The sequence below is a fragment of the Nonomuraea sp. WAC 01424 genome (assembly GCF_003947315.1).
In the GTDB taxonomy this organism is placed as follows: Bacteria; Actinomycetota; Actinomycetes; order Streptosporangiales; family Streptosporangiaceae; genus Nonomuraea; species Nonomuraea spiralis.
This window is the reverse complement of record NZ_QHHZ01000034.1, coordinates 1-17,705: the sequence shown is the minus strand read 5'-3', so window position 1 is coordinate 17,705 and position 17,705 is coordinate 1. Positions and strand designations below refer to the sequence as shown.

The following is a 17,705-nucleotide window of genomic DNA, read 5'->3' as shown; positions in this document are numbered from 1 at the left end:
GCCCCGCGACCGTAGGGGCATGACATACGCGATCGAAGCGGAAGGGCTCGTCAAGAGGTACGGCGACAAGGCCGCGCTGGACGGCGTGGACCTGCGGGTCCGGACCGGCAGCGTACTCGGCGTGCTCGGCCCGAACGGCGCGGGCAAGACCACCACCGTCCGCGTCCTGGCCACCCTCGCCGTCCCCGACGCCGGGCACGCCACGGTCGGCGGGTACGACGTCACCACCCAGGCCCGCCGGGTCCGTGAGCTGATCGGCCTGACCGGCCAGTACGCCTCGGTCGACGAGAAGCTGACCGGCACCCAGAACCTCGTGCTCGTGGGCCGTCTGCTCGGCCTGTCCAGGCAGCGGGCCAGGACCAGGGCCGCCGAGCTGCTGGCCCGGTTCGGGCTGGAGGAGGCGGCGGGCCGGGCCGCGGCCGGCTACTCGGGCGGCATGCGCCGCCGGCTCGACCTGGCGGTCAGCCTGGTCAGCCGGCCGCGGATCCTGTTCCTGGACGAGCCGACGACCGGCCTCGACCCGCGGGCCCGCGGCGACCTGTGGGACGTGGTCAGGGACCTGGTCGCGGACGGGGTGACCGTACTGCTGACCACCCAGTACCTGGAGGAGGCCGACCAGCTCGCCGACGACCTGCTGGTCGTCGACCGCGGCCGGGTGGCGGCGAGCGGCACACCCGCCGAGCTGAAGTCGCTGGCCGGCGGGCACCGGCTGGACGTGCGGCCGCTGCGCGCCGCCGACCTGGAGAAGGCCGGCTCGATCCTCGGCGCCACGGCCGTGGACGGCCTGCTCAGCGTGCCCGTGCACGACCTGGCCGCCCCTCCGGACCTGCTCAGGCGGCTGGACGACGCCGGGATCGTGCTGGCCGAGCACGCCCTGCGCCTGCCCTCGCTCGACGACGTCTTCCGCACACTCACCGGAGCAAGCTCATGACCACCGCGCTCTCCCAAGGGCTGACGCTCGCCTGGCGCAGCCTGATCCCCCTGAAGAACAATCCCGGCCAGCTCGCCGGGCTGCTGCTCCAGCCCGTTTTCATGATCGTTATCTTCGTCTACCTGTTCGGCGGGGCGGCCGGAGGTGACCGGGCCGGGGCGGTGTCGTACATGTTGCCCGGGGTGCTGGTCCAGGTCGCGCTGATGGCGACGATCACCACGGGCATGAACCTGGCGACCGACATCGGCAACGGCGTGTTCGACCGGTTCAGGACCATGCCGATCGCCCGGTCGGCGCCGCTGGCCGGGCGGATCATGGCCGACCTGCTGACGCTGCTGATCACGATCGCCATGTCCGTGGCCGTGGGGTACGCCGTCGGCTTCCGCGTACGGACCGATCCGCTGAGCGCGCTGGCCGGGGTCGGCCTGGTGCTGCTCATGGCGATGGCCCTGAGCTGGGGGTCGGCCTGGATCGGGCTGGCGGCCAAGTCGGTCACCTCGATGCAGGGCATCGCCACCGCCGTACTGCTGCCGCTGACGTTCGGCAGCAGCGCCTTCGTCCCCGCCACCGGCCTGCCGGGCTGGCTGACCTGGTGGATGGGCGTCAACCCCGTCTCCCACCTGGCCGGCGCCCTGCGCGGGCTCATGGTGGGCGGCCTGGCGGCCTCGGACGTGTGGATCACCCTCGGCTGGACCGCCGCGCTGCTCGCCCTCTTCGCCCCCTTCGCCCTCCGGGCCTACTCCAGGAAAGTACGATGATCGAAACCACCGAGACCATGACCACCCGCGACGGCGTCGAGCTCGTGGCGACGCTCTGGCGTCCCGATCAGGACGGTTCCCATCCCGTCCTGCTCTCCCGCACCCCCTACGGCCGGGGCCCGCAGGCCCCCGGCTACCACCTCGACGTCGAACGCCTGGTCGCCGCCGGTTACGCCGTGTGCCTCCAGGACGTCCGCGGCACCGGCTCCTCCCAGGGCGAGTTCCGCTTCATCAGGGGCGAGGCCGCCGACGGCCACGACGCGGTCCGCTGGGCGGCGACGCGCCCCTGGTCCGACGGGAACGTCGGCATGTTCGGAGACTCCTACCTGGCGATCACCCAGCTGCTGGCCGCCCAGGAGCGGCCCGAGGGCCTGCGGGCCATCGCCCCGCACGTCTCCCCCTTCGGCCTGTACGAATGCGTCCACCAGCCGGGTGGCATCCCCAACCTGAACGTCTTCCTCACCGTCAGCCTGATGGTCCTGGCCGTCCAGGAGCTGGACCGCCGGATCGCGGCCGGCACCGGCGGCCCGCGCGACAGGGAGGCGTACCTGGAGGCGGTCGGCATGCCCCACGCCTTCGCCCGGACCGTCCAGGAGTTGTCCGAGCGGGTGCCGCCCGGCGACCAGCCGCTGCTGGCCGACCTCGTGCCGTTCTACTCGACGTTCATGAACACCACCGACCCGGCCGACCCGCTGTGGCGCGAGGGCGTCGTGGACCACGCCGCGATCGAGACCCCCGCCCTGGTCGGCACCGGCTGGTACGACTACTTCAACACCGCCTCGATCGAGCACTACCTGCGCCTGCGCGGGCCGCGCCGGCTGATCGTCGGGCCGTGGAGCCACATCAGCCACGGCCGGGACATCTGCGGCCGCGACTACGGCGACCAGGCCGGTCAGGACGCCGTGGACTGGACCGGGATCCACCTGGACTGGTTCGACCACTGGCTGCGCGGCGTGCCCGTCCGGGAGAGCGCGCCGGTGAAGATCTTCGTCATGGGGGCCGACGAGTGGCGGGAGGAGGAGTCCTGGCCGCTGACGCGGGCCCGGCCGGTGCCGTACCACCTGGGGGCGGACGGCACGCTGGGCACCGAGCCTGCGGGCGGGGGTGCGGCGGGTGCGTTCACCGCCGATCCCGGCGATCCGGTGCCGACGGTGGGCGGGGCGGTCATGGTGTTCGACGCCTTCGGCCCGCTCGACCAGCGACCGCTGGACGCGCGCGGCGACGTGCTGCGCCACCGGACGGAACCGCTGGCCACCGCCGTCGAGGTGAGCGGCCGGGTCGAGCTGGTCGCGCTGGTCTCCTCCACCGCGCCCAGCGCCGACGTGGCCGCCAAGCTGATCGACGTGCACCCCGACGGGCACGCCGAGCTGCTGATCGACGGCATCGTCCGGGTCACGGGCCTGACACCGGGCGAGCCGCGCGAGGTCAGGGTGCCCCTCGGCTGGACCTCGAACCTCTTCCGCCCGGGACACCGGATCAGGATCGACGTGGCCGGCTCCAACTTCCCGCGTTTCGCCAGGAACCCGGACAAGGGCACGACCACGCTGCACGCGCCCTCCTACGTGCTGCTGCCCACCATCGAGTAGAGCTCCTCCGGCGGCATCCCGGCGCCCTCGGCGAAGCGGCGTTCGAAGAGCTCGTCGCCGAGGACCGTCCTGGCCTCCGCCCGTCCGTGCGTGGTCTCGGGCGAGGTGTCCTGGGGAGTGACCGCCGACGCGCCGCCGAACAGCACCGCCGCCCGTTCCTGGTCGCCCGCGGCCTGGGCGGCCAGCGCGGACCCGGCCAGCGTCATCGACAGCAGCGGCCGGTCCGGGGCGGCGGTCCCGAGGGCGTCGAGCGCCTGGCGGTGCCGCGCGAGGGCGGCGTCCGGATCGCCGGCGCGGGCCAGCGCCCGGCCGTAGGCGTTCAGGTACATGACCGTGAGCTGCGGCATCGGGGACGCCGCCGCCACGGCCCCGGCCAGGTCGCGGTAGATCGCCAGGCTCTTCCGGAGGTCGCCGCACTGGGCCTCGTACCCGGCCTCGCCGAGGCCGAGCATCACCAGCGTGTACGGCGACGTCTCCTCCCCCACCCGCGCCCTGGCCATGGCGAGATCGGCCGCCGCGCCCTCCGGGTCGCCGGCCCGCTGGCGAAGCTGGGACAGCCTGATCAGCGTGGAGATCGACTCGTCGTCGCTGACCCACTCGCTGGTGAGCGACCAGGTCTCGGCGATCAGGTCGTCGGTCCGGGCGCCGCGCTCGGACCGGAGGTCGGCCAGCCCCAGCAGCGCCTCGCTCAGCCCCCACCGGTCGCCGAGCGTCCTGAACCCGTCCACCGACCGTTCCAGGTCCCGTTCGCTGCGATCCCCCTCCGCCCGCATCCGCGCGCCGATCATCAGGGCGGACGAGGACAACCACAGGTCGTCGCTCTCGGCGCAGTCGTCCAGGAGCGCGGCAGCGTGCTCGTCCTGGCCGGAGGCGGCGGCCATGACGACCCTGCTGATCAGCAGCAACGGGTGCACCGGCCCCTCCTGGACCGCCCGCTCCACCAGCTCGTCCATCCGGGCCGACAGCTCCAGCATGGCCGGGCGGTCGCTGACGATCGTCCCGAACAGCGTCACCCCATAGGCGAACATGCAGGCCGTGTACACCCCGGCCAGCCCCGGCGGCGGCGTGTCGCCGGCCAGGTCGAGCGCCTGCCGGGCCCAGGCCGCGCTCTCCTGCCGGTAGCCGCACATCCACCAGTACCAGTTGAGCGCCCCGCACAACCGCAGCGCGTGCTCGGCGTCGCGCCGCTCGATCGTCCAGCGCAGCGCCGCCGCGAAGTCATCGCGCTCGGCGGCCAGCCGTTCGATCCACTCGATCTGGGCGCCGGTGCGCAGCTCGGGGACCGCACGTTCGGCCAGGTCGAGCAGGTGGCGGGCGTGCCGTTCGCGGTACTCCTCGCTCTCGCCCGCCTCGGCCAGCCGTTCCTGGGCGTAGGCGCGGATGGTCTCCAGCATCGAGCAGCGGCCTTCCGGCGAGACGCGTACCAGGGACTTGTCGGCCAGCGCGCCCAGCACGTCGGCCGTCCCGCCGCACACCTCCTCGACGGCCTCCAGCGTCGCGCCGTCGGCGAACACGCTCAACCGCCTGGCCAGTACGCGTTCCCGCTCGTCGAGCAGGTCCCAGCTCCACTCCACGACCGCCCGCAACGTCTGCTGGCGCGGCAGCGCGGTACGGCTGCCGCCGTTCAGCAGCCTGAACCTGTCGTCCAGCCGGTCGGCGAGCTGCCGTGGCGTCATCGTCCGCAGCCTGGCGGCGGCCAGCTCGATCGCCAGCGGCATGCCGTCGAGCCTGCGGCAGAGCGCGACCACGGCCGCCACGTTCTCCTCGTCCACCGCGAACGACGGCCGGGCCGCCGTCGCCCGGTCCACCAGCAACCGGACCGACGGGTACGCCCCCGCCTCGGCCGGCCCGGCCCCCTCCGGCGGCGGTGCGAGCGGCGGTACGGGCGCCAGCCGCTCGCCCGGCACGTTGAGCGGTTCCCTGCTGGTGGCCAGCACCCGCAGCCCGGGACACTCGTCGAGCAGCCGCTCCACCAGCACCGCGGCGGCCGTGACGACGTGCTCGCAGTTGTCCAGCACGATCAGCGCGGGCCGTTCGCCCAGCGAATCGGCGACCTGCTCGACCGCGTCGCGGGCCTCCTCCGGCGGCCGGTAACCGGGCCGGTCGTCGCGCAGGCCGAGCGCGTCGACCACGGCCCCCGCGACCTCCCGCGGCTCACTGACCGACCCCAACTCCACCATCCACGCCTCCACCAGCCCCAACCCGCCCCACCGGGAGGAACCCGCACCCCCGCGTCCCCCCACCTCGGGCAGGGCGCCGGGATCCGCAGCCCTCCGTGCCTCCGCCTCAGGCGGGGTGCTGGGGTCCGTGGTCAGGCGGAGGGCCGCTTCGGTGGCCAGTCTGGTCTTGCCGGCGCCGCCGGGGCCGACGAGCGTGACCAGCCGGTCCCGGCGGAGCAGGCCGGTGAGCTGGTCGAGCTCCGCCTCCCGGCCGATGAAGCTGGTCCGCGGCTCCCGTACGTTGCCCTTGGGCCGGGCCCTCGGCCACACCGCGACCGGGGGCGGCTCGGCGGACAACACGGCCAGGTGCGCGGCCCGCAGGTCGGCGCCGGGATCGACGCCCAGCTCGTCGGCCAGCCGACGCCGGGTGCGTTCGAACACCTCCAGCGCCTCGGCCTGCCGTCCCGACGCGGCCAGCCCCCGCATCGCCAGCCCGACCAGCCGCTCGCGCAACGGATGCGCGGTCACCTCGGCGGTGAGATCGACCGGCCGCCCGGCCGCCAGCAGGCGCTCAGCCCTGGCCTCGACCGCCGCCAGCCGCTCCTGCTCCAACGCGGTCGCCGCGTTGGCCAGGTACGGGACCGACGTCAGATCCGCCAGCGCCGCCCCCCGCCACATCGCCAGCGCACGATCGGCGTCCTCCCCGGCCAGCCGCCGGAACGCCGTCGCGTCCACCTGGCCGGCCGGCAGCGCGAGGGCGTACCCGCCGGGCCGGCTCTCGACCACCTCGTACGGCCGCAGCGCCGCCCGCAGCCGCCTGACGGGCGTCTGGAGCGCGTTGGCCGCGTTGGCGGGCGGCTCCTCCGGCCAGAGCACGTCGATCAGCCGCTCGGCCGTGACCGTCCGTCCCGCTTCGAGGGCCAGCACGGCCAGCAACGCCCGCAGCCGGAGACCACCGACCGCGATCGGCCCCCCGTCGCCCTCGACCTCCAGCGGCCCCAAGATGGATATCCGCACATGTCACATCCTGCCCTGCCAGCCCACCTGCTCAGGTAGGGATCTTTCCCCCGCCCGTTTCCTCCCACGGATGAGCCCTTTCCACCACAGCGCTCCTGTCATCCGATTCTCCTGACACACAGGGTGGCCGCTTAATAACGTTCCGCCATGATCTCCTCCCAGCACGAGGCGCTGCATCGCGTCTTCCGTGACAATCCAGAGCTCTACGCGAGCGTCTTCAAGGTGCTCGACATCTCCTTCCCGCCCCCGATCGAGGTCGCGGTGGTGGACACCGACCTCACCGAGATCAAGCCGATCGAGCGACGCGCGGACACGATCATGATGTTCACATCCCTGGAGGGGCGGCACGTGGTCATCAGCGAGTCGCAGTCGAAGCCCGACAACAGCAAGACCTCCTCCTGGGCCCACTACATCAGCCACGTCCACGTCAAGTTCGGCTGCCCGGTGACGCTCCTGGTGATCTGCCAGGACGAGGCGACCGCCCGCTGGGCCGCCGAACCGAAGACGATCGGCCTGCCGGGCCGGCCGACGCTGGTCATCCACGCGGTTGTCCTGGGCCCGCACAACGTCCCGGTGATCATCGACCTCGCGGAGGCGGTGAACGACGTGGTGCTCACCATGTTCTCGGCGCTCACCCACGCACTCTCCGAGGAGGTCCCTGCCATACTGGAGGTCCTGGCAGACGCCTTGGACACCACCGACACCACCAGCGCCGGACACATCGCCGAACAAACCGAAGTTGGCCTCGGGAACACCGACGCCCGACGAATCTGGAGAGAGCTGATGGCGACCAAGACCTACCGCTACCAGTCCGAGTACGCCCAGATGCTCCGCGCCGAAGGTGAGGCGCGAGGTGAGGCGCGGGGGGCGGCCAAGACGTTGTTGCTGATGCTCGACGATCGTGGGGTGGTGGTGCCCGGGGCGGTGCGGGAGCGCATCTCCTCCTGCACCGACGCCGCCCTCCTCGAAATCTGGTTCAAGCGGGCCATTCACGCCACCAGCCTCTCCGACATCTTCGGGGTGGAGGACGAGCGGCGGGAGGAGGGCTGAGGGCGGGCAGCCTCTTCGAGGAGGGCGCGGGTCAGGTCTGGAGAAGGGTGACCAGGCCGGCGCCGATGAGGGCGACGGCCCACATACGGTCCACGTTGAACCAGGCCCGGCGCAGGATCGTCAGGCCGAGCACCTCGTAGACCACCAGGGCCACGACGCCGGCCACCACGAACATGGCCAGCGTGTGCAGGGCCGCCACCGCCAGCCCGCCCGAGAGGGCGTGGCCCGCGTGCCCCTCCGTGGGCAGCCCGGTGAGGACGGGCAACAACATCAGTCCCGCGCCGTGGGCCGACGACATCAGGAACGACCACCCGGCGAGCTGGCCGAGCGACAGTCGCATGCCCACCCACCGGAAGTGGCGGGTGGACAACAACCGCCACAACCCGAACGCCACCAGCACCAGCCCGCCCGCCACCGGCAGCGCCGCGCCCGTGACCAGGGAGCCGGTGGCGGTCACCACCAGGGCGACCAGGGCCACCGACGCCAGGTGGCCCAGCGCGATCACGGGGATCGACGCCAGCAGCAGGTCCCGGCTGCGTTCCTGGAGGCCGCGGGCCACCGCGAAGAGCCAGCCCATGGCCGGGTTCAGGCCGTGGAACGCGCCGAGCAGCAGGACCGTCGCGGTGCTCGCGGTCGGCAGGGTCACGGGTAGCAGTAGGAGTCGGAGGAGGCGTCGCCGCCTTGGAGGCGTACCTGGTGGGGGCGCAGGCCGCGGAAGTCGTCGCCGTGGGGGAAGAAGCCGGTGTCGAACGTGAACGAGGCGGCGTCGACCTTGGCCAGCCACGCGCCAACGCCATCGGGGTAGAACTGGTCGTCCCAGGAGCCGTACAGGGAGTTGGTGAGGTAGACGCGGCGGCCGTCGCGGCTGACCTCGACCATCTGCGGGCCGCCGCTCAGCGGGAGGCCGGGCTGGGCGGGGTGCGGGGCGCGCCGGGTGATGCCGCCGATGTGCAACGACCCGAGTTCGACCGGCTTGTACGGATCCGACACGTCGTACTGCTTCAGCTCCCCGGTGCCCCAGCACGAGACGTACAGGCGCTGGTCGTCGACAGAGAGGGCGATGTCGGTGACCAGCGGCGGCACGGCGGCGAACGGCTGGAGGACCGGCGGCAGCAGGGCGGGGTCGGCCGGCTCGGCGGGGATGGTGATGACCTGCCGCGCCTGCCAGCGGCCGTCCTCCTGGAACCACAACCAGACCGAGGCCGACAGGTCCTCGACGCTGGTGACGACGCCGACGAACCCGTACAGGCGGGTGGGGTCGTGGGCCGGGCGCAGCTCCAGCGGCATCTGGTACTGGTCGCCGAGGTCCACCTCCTGGACGTGACGGCGTTTGCGCAGGTCCCAGAAGTGCAGTTTGTGGCCGTACTTGCGGCCGAGCAGCAGTTCCCCGACCACGCCGTCCTCGATCATGGACGGTGTGCCCCACTCCGAGGTGATCAGTACGTCGTGGTTGATGTGCCACCAGAAGTCGTAGGCCAGGTACTGCGGACCCCGGTCCAACTCCCACCGGCCCAGGACCTCGAACGAGGTGTGGTCGAGCACGGCGATCCCGCCGGGGCCCTCCGCGCCGTCCGCGCCGCCGAGCGCCGAGACGTACAGACCCTCGGGGCCGCAGTGGACGGTGTGCGGGCGGGAGTAGCCCGCCCGCCGGGCCAGCGTCTCGGCGTCGATCACCTTGACCAGCTCGGGGCTGACACGGTCCTTGGTGTCGTAGATGTGGATGCGCGAGGAACGCAGGCCGGGGACGACCAGGTAGCGCCGCTCGACGTGCGGGTGCGGCGCGTTGGGGCACAGGGCGCTGCTGCAGGCGTTCCAGCCGAAGTGGTGCAGTTCGTCGCCGGTGCCGGGCAGGTCGGTCCAGCCGACGATCGTGCCGTAGGCCGGGGAGGCGGGGTCGGTGTCGAGCACGGCCAGCGCGTCGGGGCGGCTCGCGGACCTGTCGAAGGCGGCGACGTAGGCCAGTTTCTCCACGGGGGCCTCGACGGCGTCGCGTGGGGAGGGGTAGAACGTGGGGTCAGGAGTCCACAGCGTCATGACTCCAGATATTCACGGTCTTCCTACAGGGTCAATAGGTAACTACTCTCCGTGTGGACCGCGGGCGACGGGACCGTGCCACCGGAGGGATTAAATCGGCATAAATCCCGCGATACCGTTAAGCGTGTTCTTCGGTATCACGGACCTCTGGACCTACGTCCTCGGCGCCTTCCTCATCGTGCTCCTGCCCGGCCCGAACTCCCTGTACGTCCTCAGCTTCGCCGCCCAGCACGGCGTCCGCCAGGGTTACCGGGCAGCGGCCGGCGTGTTCGTCGGCGACACCGTCCTCATGGTGCTGGCCGCCGCCGGGGCGTCGTCCCTGCTGCGCTCGACGCCCCTGCTGTTCACCGCCGTCAAGTACGCGGGCGCCGCCTACCTGGCCTGGATCGGCTTCCAGATGATCCGCGGCGCGGTACGGGCCTGGCGCTCCGGCCCGGCGACGGCGTCGTCGGAGGCGGTGGAGGCCCCCGTACGCCAGGCGCGGCCGTTCCGCAAGGCCCTGACGATCAGCCTGCTGAACCCGAAGGCCATCCTGTTCTTCGTCTCGTTCTTCATCCAGTTCGTCGACCCCGGGTACGGCGCCCCGGTGTTGTCGTTCCTCATCCTGGGCGCGGTGATCCAGGTCTTCAGCGTGCTCTACCTCACCACGCTGATCTTCTCCGGCACGTTCCTGGCCGACCGGTTCCGCCGGCACAAGAAGCTCAGCGCGGGCCTGACCTCGGGGGTGGGCGCGTTGTTCCTCGGCTTCGGCGCGAAGCTGGCCACGGCGTCACTGGGCTGAAAGCCGGGTTCAAGGGTGGGCTGGTTTCGTATGGAACAGATGGAACGTGGCAAAAGAGGCAGTCGCATCCGCCGGGCTCCGGTACGGTAGGCCACCGGCCTTCGGAGTCGCGCTCGACAGCGACGACGCCCGGTCCATCCGACAAGCCTGGACCCCCGAAGCCCGGGTAGACGCTGATCGTCGGCCTATCTGCGGAGCAGCCTTGAACCCCCACCCGGTCGCCCTCCCCCGCCTGACGGCGCTCGCCCGGCAGGCGGCCCCCCGCCTGCTCGAAGGCGTGGTCGCCCCCCTGCTGGTGTTCTACCTGGCCATGGTCGTGCTGGGTTTCAAGTGGGCCCTGGTGGCCACCGTCGCCTGGGTCTACCTCGGCGTGGCCTGGCGGCTGGTCAGAGGGGTCAAGGTGCCCGCCACCATGTTCCTGGCCGCGTTCGCGATCACGGTGCGGGCGCTGGTGTCGTTCTGGACGGGCACCTGGATGTGGTTCTTCATCCAGCCGGAGCTGGGCACGATCTGCATCAGCGTGGTCTTCATGGCCTCCGTACGGCTCAACCGGCCGCTGGTGCAGAAGCTCACCCTCGACTACATCCACCTGCCGTCGGCCGTGCTCAAGCACGAGCGGGTACGGCGGTTCTTCGCCCGGATCACGCTGTTGTGGGCGTTCGTGTTGCTGGCCAACTCGACGCTGAGCATCTTCCTGGCCGTCTACGAGAAGCTCGAAGGCTCGCTCGGCGCGTTCATGGTGCTGCGCACCTCAGCGGTGGCCGTGATCAGCGGGCTCGCGATCACGTTCTCCATCCTCGCGTTCAAGCGTGTCCTGGCCAGGCTGCACGTGGCCCACGCCTGACCGTTCGGCCAGCAGGAACGCCCCGCACATCCCCATGACCAGCCCGGTCAGCATGCCGAACAGCTCGGTGAAGTCGGCGATGCCCGAGCCTCCGTAGGCCAGGGGCCCGCCCGTGGACCTGACGACCATCGAGAACAGCCCCCAGGCGAACATCGAGCCCGACCCCAGCCAGACCAGCACCAGCGGCCGCCAGAACGGCCCGTTCCCGCGCCGCCTGACCAGGACGACGAGCGCGACCGCCCCGCCGAGCGCGAGCAGGGCCTTCAGCCCGTTCTGGACGGCCGGCGCGCCCCCGTCGAACGCCATGACGACGCGCAGTCCGGCGACGACGGCCGCCACCAGGAGCGCCCCCCAGGCGACCACCTCCTGGAACGACCTGGTCGCGCTGGGGAAGGGCAGAGCGACCGGAGTGGTGAGGACGGCCCGCCAGCGGTCGCGGGCGTAGAGGGCGAAGGCCGTCATGAGGGCGATGCCGAGGGTGATGAAGCCGCCGTAGACGACCAGGTAGACCCACATCTGGATCGGCCCGCCGCGGAACACCGACAGGCCGCCGACCAGCAGGATCAGCGGGGTGGTGACGACCAGCACGGAAAGCAGCCCGGTGCCGGTCCACAGCGGGAGCAGCACCAGCCAGGCGGGCAGCCGCATGCCCCACCGCATGGTGAAGGCCAGTGCCAGCAGCAGCCCGGCGGCCTCCATGGCGAACGTCAGCGCGTTCAGTCCCATCATCGCGCCGCTCTCCATGAGCGTGGGGTCGGAGACGCCGACGGGGTCGCCGGTCAGCCAGAGCGTCTTGATCGTGAGGTAGGGCAGCGTGGCGGCGGCCGCCACGAACGCGGCGGTGAGCCGGCCGATGCCCGCTCGCTGTTCTGTCATGCCCCCGATCCTGCGGCTCAGGCGGGCCGTTCCCCTCCCGAGCGGCGGGGATCCGCCTCCCCCTCGCGGGGGAGCTCGACGGCCAGGCGGAAGCCGTCGCCGTCGGGGCCCGCGGTCAGGGTGGCGCCCGCCAGCCGTACGCGCTCGCGCAGCCCCGCCAGCCCCAGACCGCCGGACCTGGCCGTGGGACGCGAGCGCGGCGGGCCGTTGCGCACGACCACCCGCTGCGGCTCGACCGACACCGTGACCGCCGCCCCCAGCGCGTGCTTGGCCACGTTCGTCAGCCCTTCCTGGACGACGGCGTGCGCCAGCTCGGGCGGCGCCCCGTCCGCCAGGTCGAGGGTGATCGACATGCCGGAGTCCCTGGCCCGGCCGACCAGCTCGGCGACGTCCTCGTTCACGGGGGACAGCGGGGCCGCCTCGGCGTCCTCGCGCAGCAGGCCGATGATCTGGCGCAGCCGCTCGGTCGCGTCGGCCGCCGCGAGGCGCAGCTCGCCGGCCGCCTTCACCTGGGCCGGGCCGAGCCCCGGGGCGAGTTCGAGCCCGGCGGCCCGGACCGCGATCAGCGCCAGGTCGTGGCCGAGCGAGTCGTGCATCTCGCGGGCGATCCTGGCCCGCTCGCGCAGCCGTGCCTGGGCCTCGACCGACAGCCGCGCCTGCCGCCGCTGCTGCAACACGCCGCGCCGGAGCAACCCCAGCAGGTACGGCACCGCGGACGTGCCGACGAGCGCGGTGCCCATCGACACCCACAGCGCCAGGTCCCCGCCCTGGGCCAGCACGACCCCGCACCCGACGGCCGTGATCAGGCAGAACACGGCCCCCGCGGGCCACAGCCGGGCCATCCGCCGGCCGGTGAGGTAGGCGTACCAGATGATGAACGGCGAGGTCGCGAGCAGCGGGAGGATCTTCACGTCGCGGCGCGGCAGCAACCACGTCAGGTCCACCGTGGCGAAGCCGTCGGTGAAGCGCCACGGCCCGAGCGGCAGCAACAACACCAGCGCCGCCAGCGGCCAGGGCCGGCCCACGAGCACGGCCAGCGCGGCGAGCCCCACCCTGGGCACGGTCACGACCGCGAACGCGGCCGGATCGACGAACGGGTCGGGGCCCATGGCCGTCACGAAGACGGCCATGACGGCCCAGAGCAGCAGGTCGTAGACCACCTGACGGCGGTTCTCGCGGTGCAGACGCTTCACGCCACCGACGTTATCCGCCGCCGGACGGGCCAAGTCCCGCCCGAAGGTCATCCGGTGCCCCCGACGAAAGTCAGGGTGGGGCCTGGTGCAGCAGTCACGGTAGGGCTAGCTCCACCCAAAAGGCGGATACCTCCTCTCCTGTTTCCGGGACGCGGAACCGGTTTGATCGTTGATGTCACACGGAAGTGGCACTCCCGCCCCTGACGAAAGTAGGGGGTGGTGTGTGCCGTTGGTCCGATGTGCCGTGACCTGCGGAATTTCTACCTTCATGGGGTAGGCGGCCCTGACTCTCCTAGGGGAAGGGCCCGCGTTCGACCGGGGGCATCCCCGATGTTCCCGGTCCGCTCACGCCGACAGGCTGTGTGAGTGCCCTAACGATCGGAGTCCACGCAAATGTCGCACGCCATTCTCGATCTGGTCCAGCAGGTGATGTCGTCGCCGTGGTTGTACGTGGCGCTGTTCGCCCTGGCGCTGCTCGACGGCTTCTTCCCCGTCGTGCCCGCCGAGACGTCGGTCATCACCGCGGCGGTGTTCGCCGCCTCCGGCCAGACCAACCTGGCGCTGGTGATCGTGGTCTCGGCGCTGGGCGCGTTCGCGGGTGATCATGTGTCGTACCTGATCGGCAACAAGTCGGCGAGCCGGCTGCGGGACAAGAAGGCGTTCGTCTGGGCGCGCGGCGCGCTGGCCGAGCGGGGCGGGCTCGTCCTGGTCGTGGCCAGGTACATCCCGGGCGGACGGACCGCGACGACCCTGACCATGGGCGCCGTCAGGTATCCGCTGCGCTCGTTCACGTTCTTCGACGCCATCGCGGCGAGCTCGTGGGCGGTGTACTCCGGGCTGATCGGCTTCTTCGGCGGCATGGCCTTCGAGAACGACCCGATCAAGGGCCTGCTGCTGGGCCTCGGGATCGCGCTGTCCGTCACGGGCCTGGTCGAGCTGGTCCGGTGGCTCAGGAAGCGACGCGCCACCCAGCCTTCCCCGGAACGTCTTCCGGTGGACACGTCCGTTTGACCCTGTCTGGCAACCATCCGTCTGAAGGGAGTGCGCATGACTGTGCTGGCCGCGGCGATCGCGCTGGTCGGTTCGCTGTTCTTCGCGCTCGGGGCCGCGCTTCAGCAGTTCGAGGCGGCGGGCTCGGCGAAGCCCGCCCTGCTGACCCTGCTGCGCCGGCCGCGCTGGCTGCTCGGCGGCGTCTCCATCGTGGCCGGCGGCGGCCTGCACATCGTCGCTCTGGGGCTCGGCCCGCTGACCGTCGTACAGCCGATGGGGGTGGCCAGCCTGCTGTTCGCGCTGCCCATCGCCGCCGCGCTGCACGGCCGCAGGCCCTCCCGAAAGGAGCTGGCCGCGGCCGGCGTGGTCGCCGCCGGGCTGATCGGCCTGGTGCTGCTGGTGCCCGAGTCCGACGGGCCGACGGTCGTGGCGCCCACGGGCGTGCTCACGCTGCTGGCCGTGGCCGGTGTCGCGGCGGTGCTGCTGTGGGCGGGCTCCAAGGCGGCCTCCCCCGCAGGCCGGGCCGCGCTGCTGGCGACGGGCTCCGGCGTCCTGTACGGCGCCACCGCCACGCTCATGCGCGTGCTCGTGGACGGCGGCTGGAACTGGTGGTACCTGCTGGCCCTGCCGGTGCCGCTGCTGCTGGCGCTCATGATGCTCCAGCGCGCCTACGCCGTCGGCCACTTCGGCGTCTCGTTCGCCTCCTTGCAGATCGCCGACCCGCTCACGGCCGTGGCGTTCGGGGCCCTGCTGCTCGGCGAGCCGCTGCCGACCGGCCTCGCGCCGATCGCGGCCGCCGCCCTCACCGCGGCCGGCACGGTCGCCCTGGCCCGGACCACCCCGCTGGAGGCGCGCAACGACGTCGCCTGATCACCCCCCTGACCGAAATCCCGTGTTCGTCCATCGGCCCTCCCCCAGCCGTCCCCCCTTGTGAAAGCGGAGTCACCGTCATGGCCATGCCCCTGCACAACGTCACCGACCACGCCCAGCTCGCCCCCGCCCCCGAACGCCCCCGCCGCGTCCTGATCTCGACCGACACCTATCCCCCCGACGTGAACGGCGCCGCCTACTTCACCCACCGCCTGGCCAGCGGCCTGGCCGCGCGCGGCAACGAGGTGCACGTGGTGTGCCAGTCTGAGTCCGGCCCGGCCAGCGCCGACGTACTGGACGGCGTGATCGTCCACCGGCTGCGCTCGGCCCCGCTGCTGGTGCACCCGACCATGCGGGTCACCGTGCCGACCAGGCTCGACCGGCTGGTCGCCGACATCGACCCGGACGTGCTGCACACCCAGGGCCACTTCGTCGTCGGCCGGGCCGCCATCGCCGCCGCCCGCCGCCGAGGTGTGCCGGTCGTGGCCACGAACCACTTCATGCCCGACAACCTCTTCCAGTTCGGGCACGTCCCCGAGGCGCTGCGGACCAGGGCGGGCCGGCTGGCCTGGCGCGACTTCAGCCGCGTCTTCAAGCGCGCCGACCACATCACCACGCCGACCCCGCTGGCCGCCAAGCTCCTGGCCGACCAGGGCTTCTCCCGCGAGGTCGAGGCCGTCTCGTGCGGCATCGACCTGACCAGGTTCCACCCGCACGCCGAGCCCAAGTCGTGGGCGCGCCGCCGGTTCGCGCTGCCCGACCGGCCGACCATCCTGTTCGTGGGCCGCCTGGACGAGGAGAAGCACCTCGACGAGCTGATCCGCGCGCTGCCGCTCGTGCTCAACGAGACCGACGCGCAGGTGGCGTTCGTGGGCCGCGGCAACCAGCGGATGGAGCTGGAGAAGCTGGCCAAGCGCATCGGGGTGGGCGAGCGGGTGTTCTTCGTCGGGTTCGTGCCGGACGAGAGCATGCCGCAGGCGTTCGCCGCCGCCGACGTGTTCGCCATGCCGGGCGTCGCCGAGCTGCAGAGCATCGCCACGCTGGAGGCCATGGCGACCGGGCTGCCGGTCGTGGCCGCCGACGCGATGGCGCTGCCGCACCTGGTGGACGGCAACGGCTACCTCTACCAGCCGGGCGACGTGCTCTCGCTGGCCAGGCACCTGACCGGCATCCTCACCGACGACGACCTGCGCACCCGGCTCGGCAGGACCAGCCGTGAGCTGGCGCTCACCCACGACGACCAGACATCCCTCGCCCGCTTCGAGCAGATCTACGACGAGGTGGCCCGATGACCTGGCGTGCCGTGCTCGGTCCCGTGGCCGGAGCCGTGACGGCGGTGGCCGCCCTCGGCTACGCGCAGGCGGCCCTGCCCGCGCAGCCGCTGATCAGCGACTACGCGCTCGTGCCCGGCGGCATGCTGCCCGTACTGGTCGGGACGCTCGCGCTGGCCGCGGCCTGCCTGTCGCTGGCGTACGGGCTGGCCGCGCGCGAGCCGGCGCGCACCGCCGCGACCCGCGTGTTGCTGCTGGCGGGCGCCGCCGGGCTGATGCTGAGCGCGATCTTCCCCACCGATCCCGGCATGTCGGACGTCAGCACCCTCACCGGCGAGATCCACCGCTGGTCGGCGGCAGTGGTCTTCACCGCGCTGCCGGTCGCCGGCTGGACCCTGACCAGGGGACGGGCGGCGGCCCCGCGCTGGAGCGCGGTCAAGGCGCTGAGCGTGACCTCCGGGCTGACGCTGGCGGCGTACCTGGCCGCGCACCCGGCCGCCCTCACCTCCTCGCTGATCGACGGCGAGACCTATTACGGACTGCTCGAACGAGGGGTGGTGCTGGCCGAGATCGTGCTCGTCGTGGCCATGGCGCTGGCCTCCGTACCGCGCCGCGCCGCCGCGCGGGTCCAGGGAACGCGGGCCACCGGGGCGCCCGCGCAGCCCGAGAGCCCGCAGCGGCTGGCCGCGTGACCGGGCGACACGACCACACTTCGTCCCCCGTCGAACGATCCGCGACCTAGCGTGAACCCATGCTCATCACCCACCACGCCGAAGCCAGGGCGGTGCTCTCCGACAGCCGGTACGTGCCGCCCCCCGTCCCGCAGGACGGCGAGCCGGGGACGCTCGCCTGGCTGCGCGCCCAGGTCTCGCGCTTCAGCACCGGCGACACGCACGCCGAACGCCGCCGCCTGGTCGTCGAGCGCCTGTCCGCGCTGGACCCGGCCGCGCTGCGGACGGCTGCCAGGACCGCGACCGAGGAACGCGGCGGCGACTGGCGCGGCGTGCCCACGGCCGTGCTCGGGGCCGCGCTCGGCGTACGGGACACCTCGGCCGTGCCGGCGGCCGCGAGCGGTTACCTGTCGGGCGAGGGAGGCCCGCAGGCCGACGCCGCCGTCGCCGAGCTGGTGGAACTGACCGACCTGCCGGCCGTCACGCTGCTGCTCCAGGGCCACGCGGCCACCGAGGCGCTGATCGAGAACGCGCTCGCCCACGCCCGCCTAGTGAGCCGGCTTTGAGATTCGGTCGCAGTAGCGACAGATACGGTCGATGATCTGGTCGGCGGTCTTGGTCCAGCGGAACGGCTTGGCGTTGTCGTTCCAGAGCTCGATCCATTCCTCCAGCGT

16 protein-coding genes are annotated in these 17,705 nt (G+C 72.3%); 11 read left to right on the top strand and 5 right to left on the bottom strand.

What is annotated here, in order from left to right; all coding sequences use genetic code 11:
* The first annotated feature begins 19 nt into the window (after positions 1 to 19).
* Genes DMB42_RS51420 through DMB42_RS51410 form a run of 3 tightly spaced genes read left to right on the top strand, consistent with a single transcriptional unit; the run spans position 20 to position 3,275 of the window.
* Positions 20 to 931, top strand: coding sequence for an ATP-binding cassette domain-containing protein (locus DMB42_RS51420; RefSeq protein ID WP_125649278.1), 912 nt, complete (start codon positions 20 to 22; stop codon positions 929 to 931).
* The gene (locus DMB42_RS51415) at positions 928 to 1,689 is read left to right on the top strand and encodes an ABC transporter permease (protein ID WP_125649275.1); all 762 of its coding nucleotides are present in this window, start codon (positions 928 to 930) and stop codon (positions 1,687 to 1,689) included. Before DMB42_RS51420 ends, DMB42_RS51415 begins: the two co-directional genes overlap by 4 nt.
* On the top strand, positions 1,686 to 3,275 hold the full coding sequence (locus DMB42_RS51410; RefSeq protein ID WP_125649272.1) for a CocE/NonD family hydrolase: 1,590 nt from the start codon (positions 1,686 to 1,688) through the stop codon (positions 3,273 to 3,275). Before DMB42_RS51415 ends, DMB42_RS51410 begins: the two co-directional genes overlap by 4 nt.
* Here the strand turns inward: DMB42_RS51410 and DMB42_RS56225 are convergent.
* Positions 3,248 to 6,451, bottom strand: a complete 3,204-nt coding sequence (locus DMB42_RS56225; RefSeq protein WP_125649269.1) for a BTAD domain-containing putative transcriptional regulator — start codon at positions 6,449 to 6,451, stop codon at positions 3,248 to 3,250. The genes DMB42_RS51410 and DMB42_RS56225 overlap by 28 nt on opposite strands.
* A gap of 147 nt (positions 6,452 to 6,598) precedes the next feature.
* Between DMB42_RS56225 and DMB42_RS51400 the strand changes: the two genes are divergently transcribed.
* Positions 6,599 to 7,501 carry a hypothetical protein gene (locus DMB42_RS51400; protein WP_125649266.1) on the top strand — a complete coding sequence of 301 codons (903 nt, stop codon included), beginning with the start codon at positions 6,599 to 6,601 and terminating at the stop codon, positions 7,499 to 7,501.
* Positions 7,502 to 7,532: 31 nt separating this feature from the next.
* On the opposite strand, the gene DMB42_RS51395 is transcribed toward DMB42_RS51400, so the two are convergent.
* Positions 7,533 to 8,141 (bottom strand): hypothetical protein, encoded by a 609-nt coding sequence (locus tag DMB42_RS51395; protein ID WP_125649324.1) that lies wholly within the window; start codon positions 8,139 to 8,141, stop codon positions 7,533 to 7,535.
* A gap of 2 nt (positions 8,142 to 8,143) precedes the next feature.
* Positions 8,144 to 9,535 (bottom strand): selenium-binding protein SBP56-related protein, encoded by a 1,392-nt coding sequence (locus tag DMB42_RS51390; protein WP_125649263.1) that lies wholly within the window; start codon positions 9,533 to 9,535, stop codon positions 8,144 to 8,146.
* A 124-nt stretch (positions 9,536 to 9,659) separates the two neighbouring features.
* On the opposite strand from DMB42_RS51390, the gene leuE reads away from it, so the two are divergent.
* Both leuE and DMB42_RS51380 read left to right on the top strand, forming a co-directional pair.
* A complete protein-coding gene (leuE, locus tag DMB42_RS51385; protein WP_125649260.1) occupies positions 9,660 to 10,316 on the top strand; it encodes a leucine efflux protein LeuE in 657 nt (218 codons plus the stop codon).
* A 202-nt stretch (positions 10,317 to 10,518) separates the two neighbouring features.
* Complete coding sequence (locus DMB42_RS51380; RefSeq protein ID WP_125649257.1) at positions 10,519 to 11,160, top strand: VC0807 family protein; 642 nt, start codon at positions 10,519 to 10,521, stop codon at positions 11,158 to 11,160.
* On the opposite strand, the gene DMB42_RS51375 is transcribed toward DMB42_RS51380, so the two are convergent.
* Together DMB42_RS51375 and DMB42_RS51370 are read right to left on the bottom strand one after the other, a co-directional pair.
* Complete coding sequence (locus DMB42_RS51375) at positions 11,068 to 12,036, bottom strand: hypothetical protein (protein WP_125649254.1); 969 nt, start codon at positions 12,034 to 12,036, stop codon at positions 11,068 to 11,070. The genes DMB42_RS51380 and DMB42_RS51375 overlap by 93 nt on opposite strands.
* A gap of 17 nt (positions 12,037 to 12,053) precedes the next feature.
* Positions 12,054 to 13,229 carry a sensor histidine kinase gene (locus DMB42_RS51370; RefSeq protein WP_221762742.1) on the bottom strand — a complete coding sequence of 392 codons (1,176 nt, stop codon included), beginning with the start codon at positions 13,227 to 13,229 and terminating at the stop codon, positions 12,054 to 12,056.
* A gap of 393 nt (positions 13,230 to 13,622) precedes the next feature.
* On the opposite strand from DMB42_RS51370, the gene DMB42_RS51365 reads away from it, so the two are divergent.
* The 5 genes from DMB42_RS51365 (at position 13,623) to DMB42_RS51345 (ending at position 17,597) form a co-directional block, all read left to right on the top strand.
* The gene (locus tag DMB42_RS51365) at positions 13,623 to 14,240 is read left to right on the top strand and encodes a DedA family protein (protein ID WP_125649252.1); all 618 of its coding nucleotides are present in this window, start codon (positions 13,623 to 13,625) and stop codon (positions 14,238 to 14,240) included.
* A gap of 36 nt (positions 14,241 to 14,276) precedes the next feature.
* Positions 14,277 to 15,089, top strand: coding sequence for a DMT family transporter (locus DMB42_RS51360; RefSeq protein ID WP_185845321.1), 813 nt, complete (start codon positions 14,277 to 14,279; stop codon positions 15,087 to 15,089).
* Between the two features lie 86 nt (positions 15,090 to 15,175).
* Positions 15,176 to 16,381, top strand: a complete 1,206-nt coding sequence (locus DMB42_RS51355) for a glycosyltransferase (RefSeq protein WP_260478427.1) — start codon at positions 15,176 to 15,178, stop codon at positions 16,379 to 16,381.
* The gene (locus DMB42_RS51350) at positions 16,378 to 17,052 is read left to right on the top strand and encodes a DUF998 domain-containing protein (protein ID WP_125649246.1); all 675 of its coding nucleotides are present in this window, start codon (positions 16,378 to 16,380) and stop codon (positions 17,050 to 17,052) included. The genes DMB42_RS51355 and DMB42_RS51350 overlap by 4 nt, the downstream gene beginning before the upstream one ends.
* 59 nt (positions 17,053 to 17,111) lie before the next feature.
* Positions 17,112 to 17,597, top strand: coding sequence for a hypothetical protein (locus DMB42_RS51345; RefSeq protein WP_125649243.1), 486 nt, complete (start codon positions 17,112 to 17,114; stop codon positions 17,595 to 17,597).
* Positions 17,598 to 17,705: the final 108 nt, after the last annotated feature.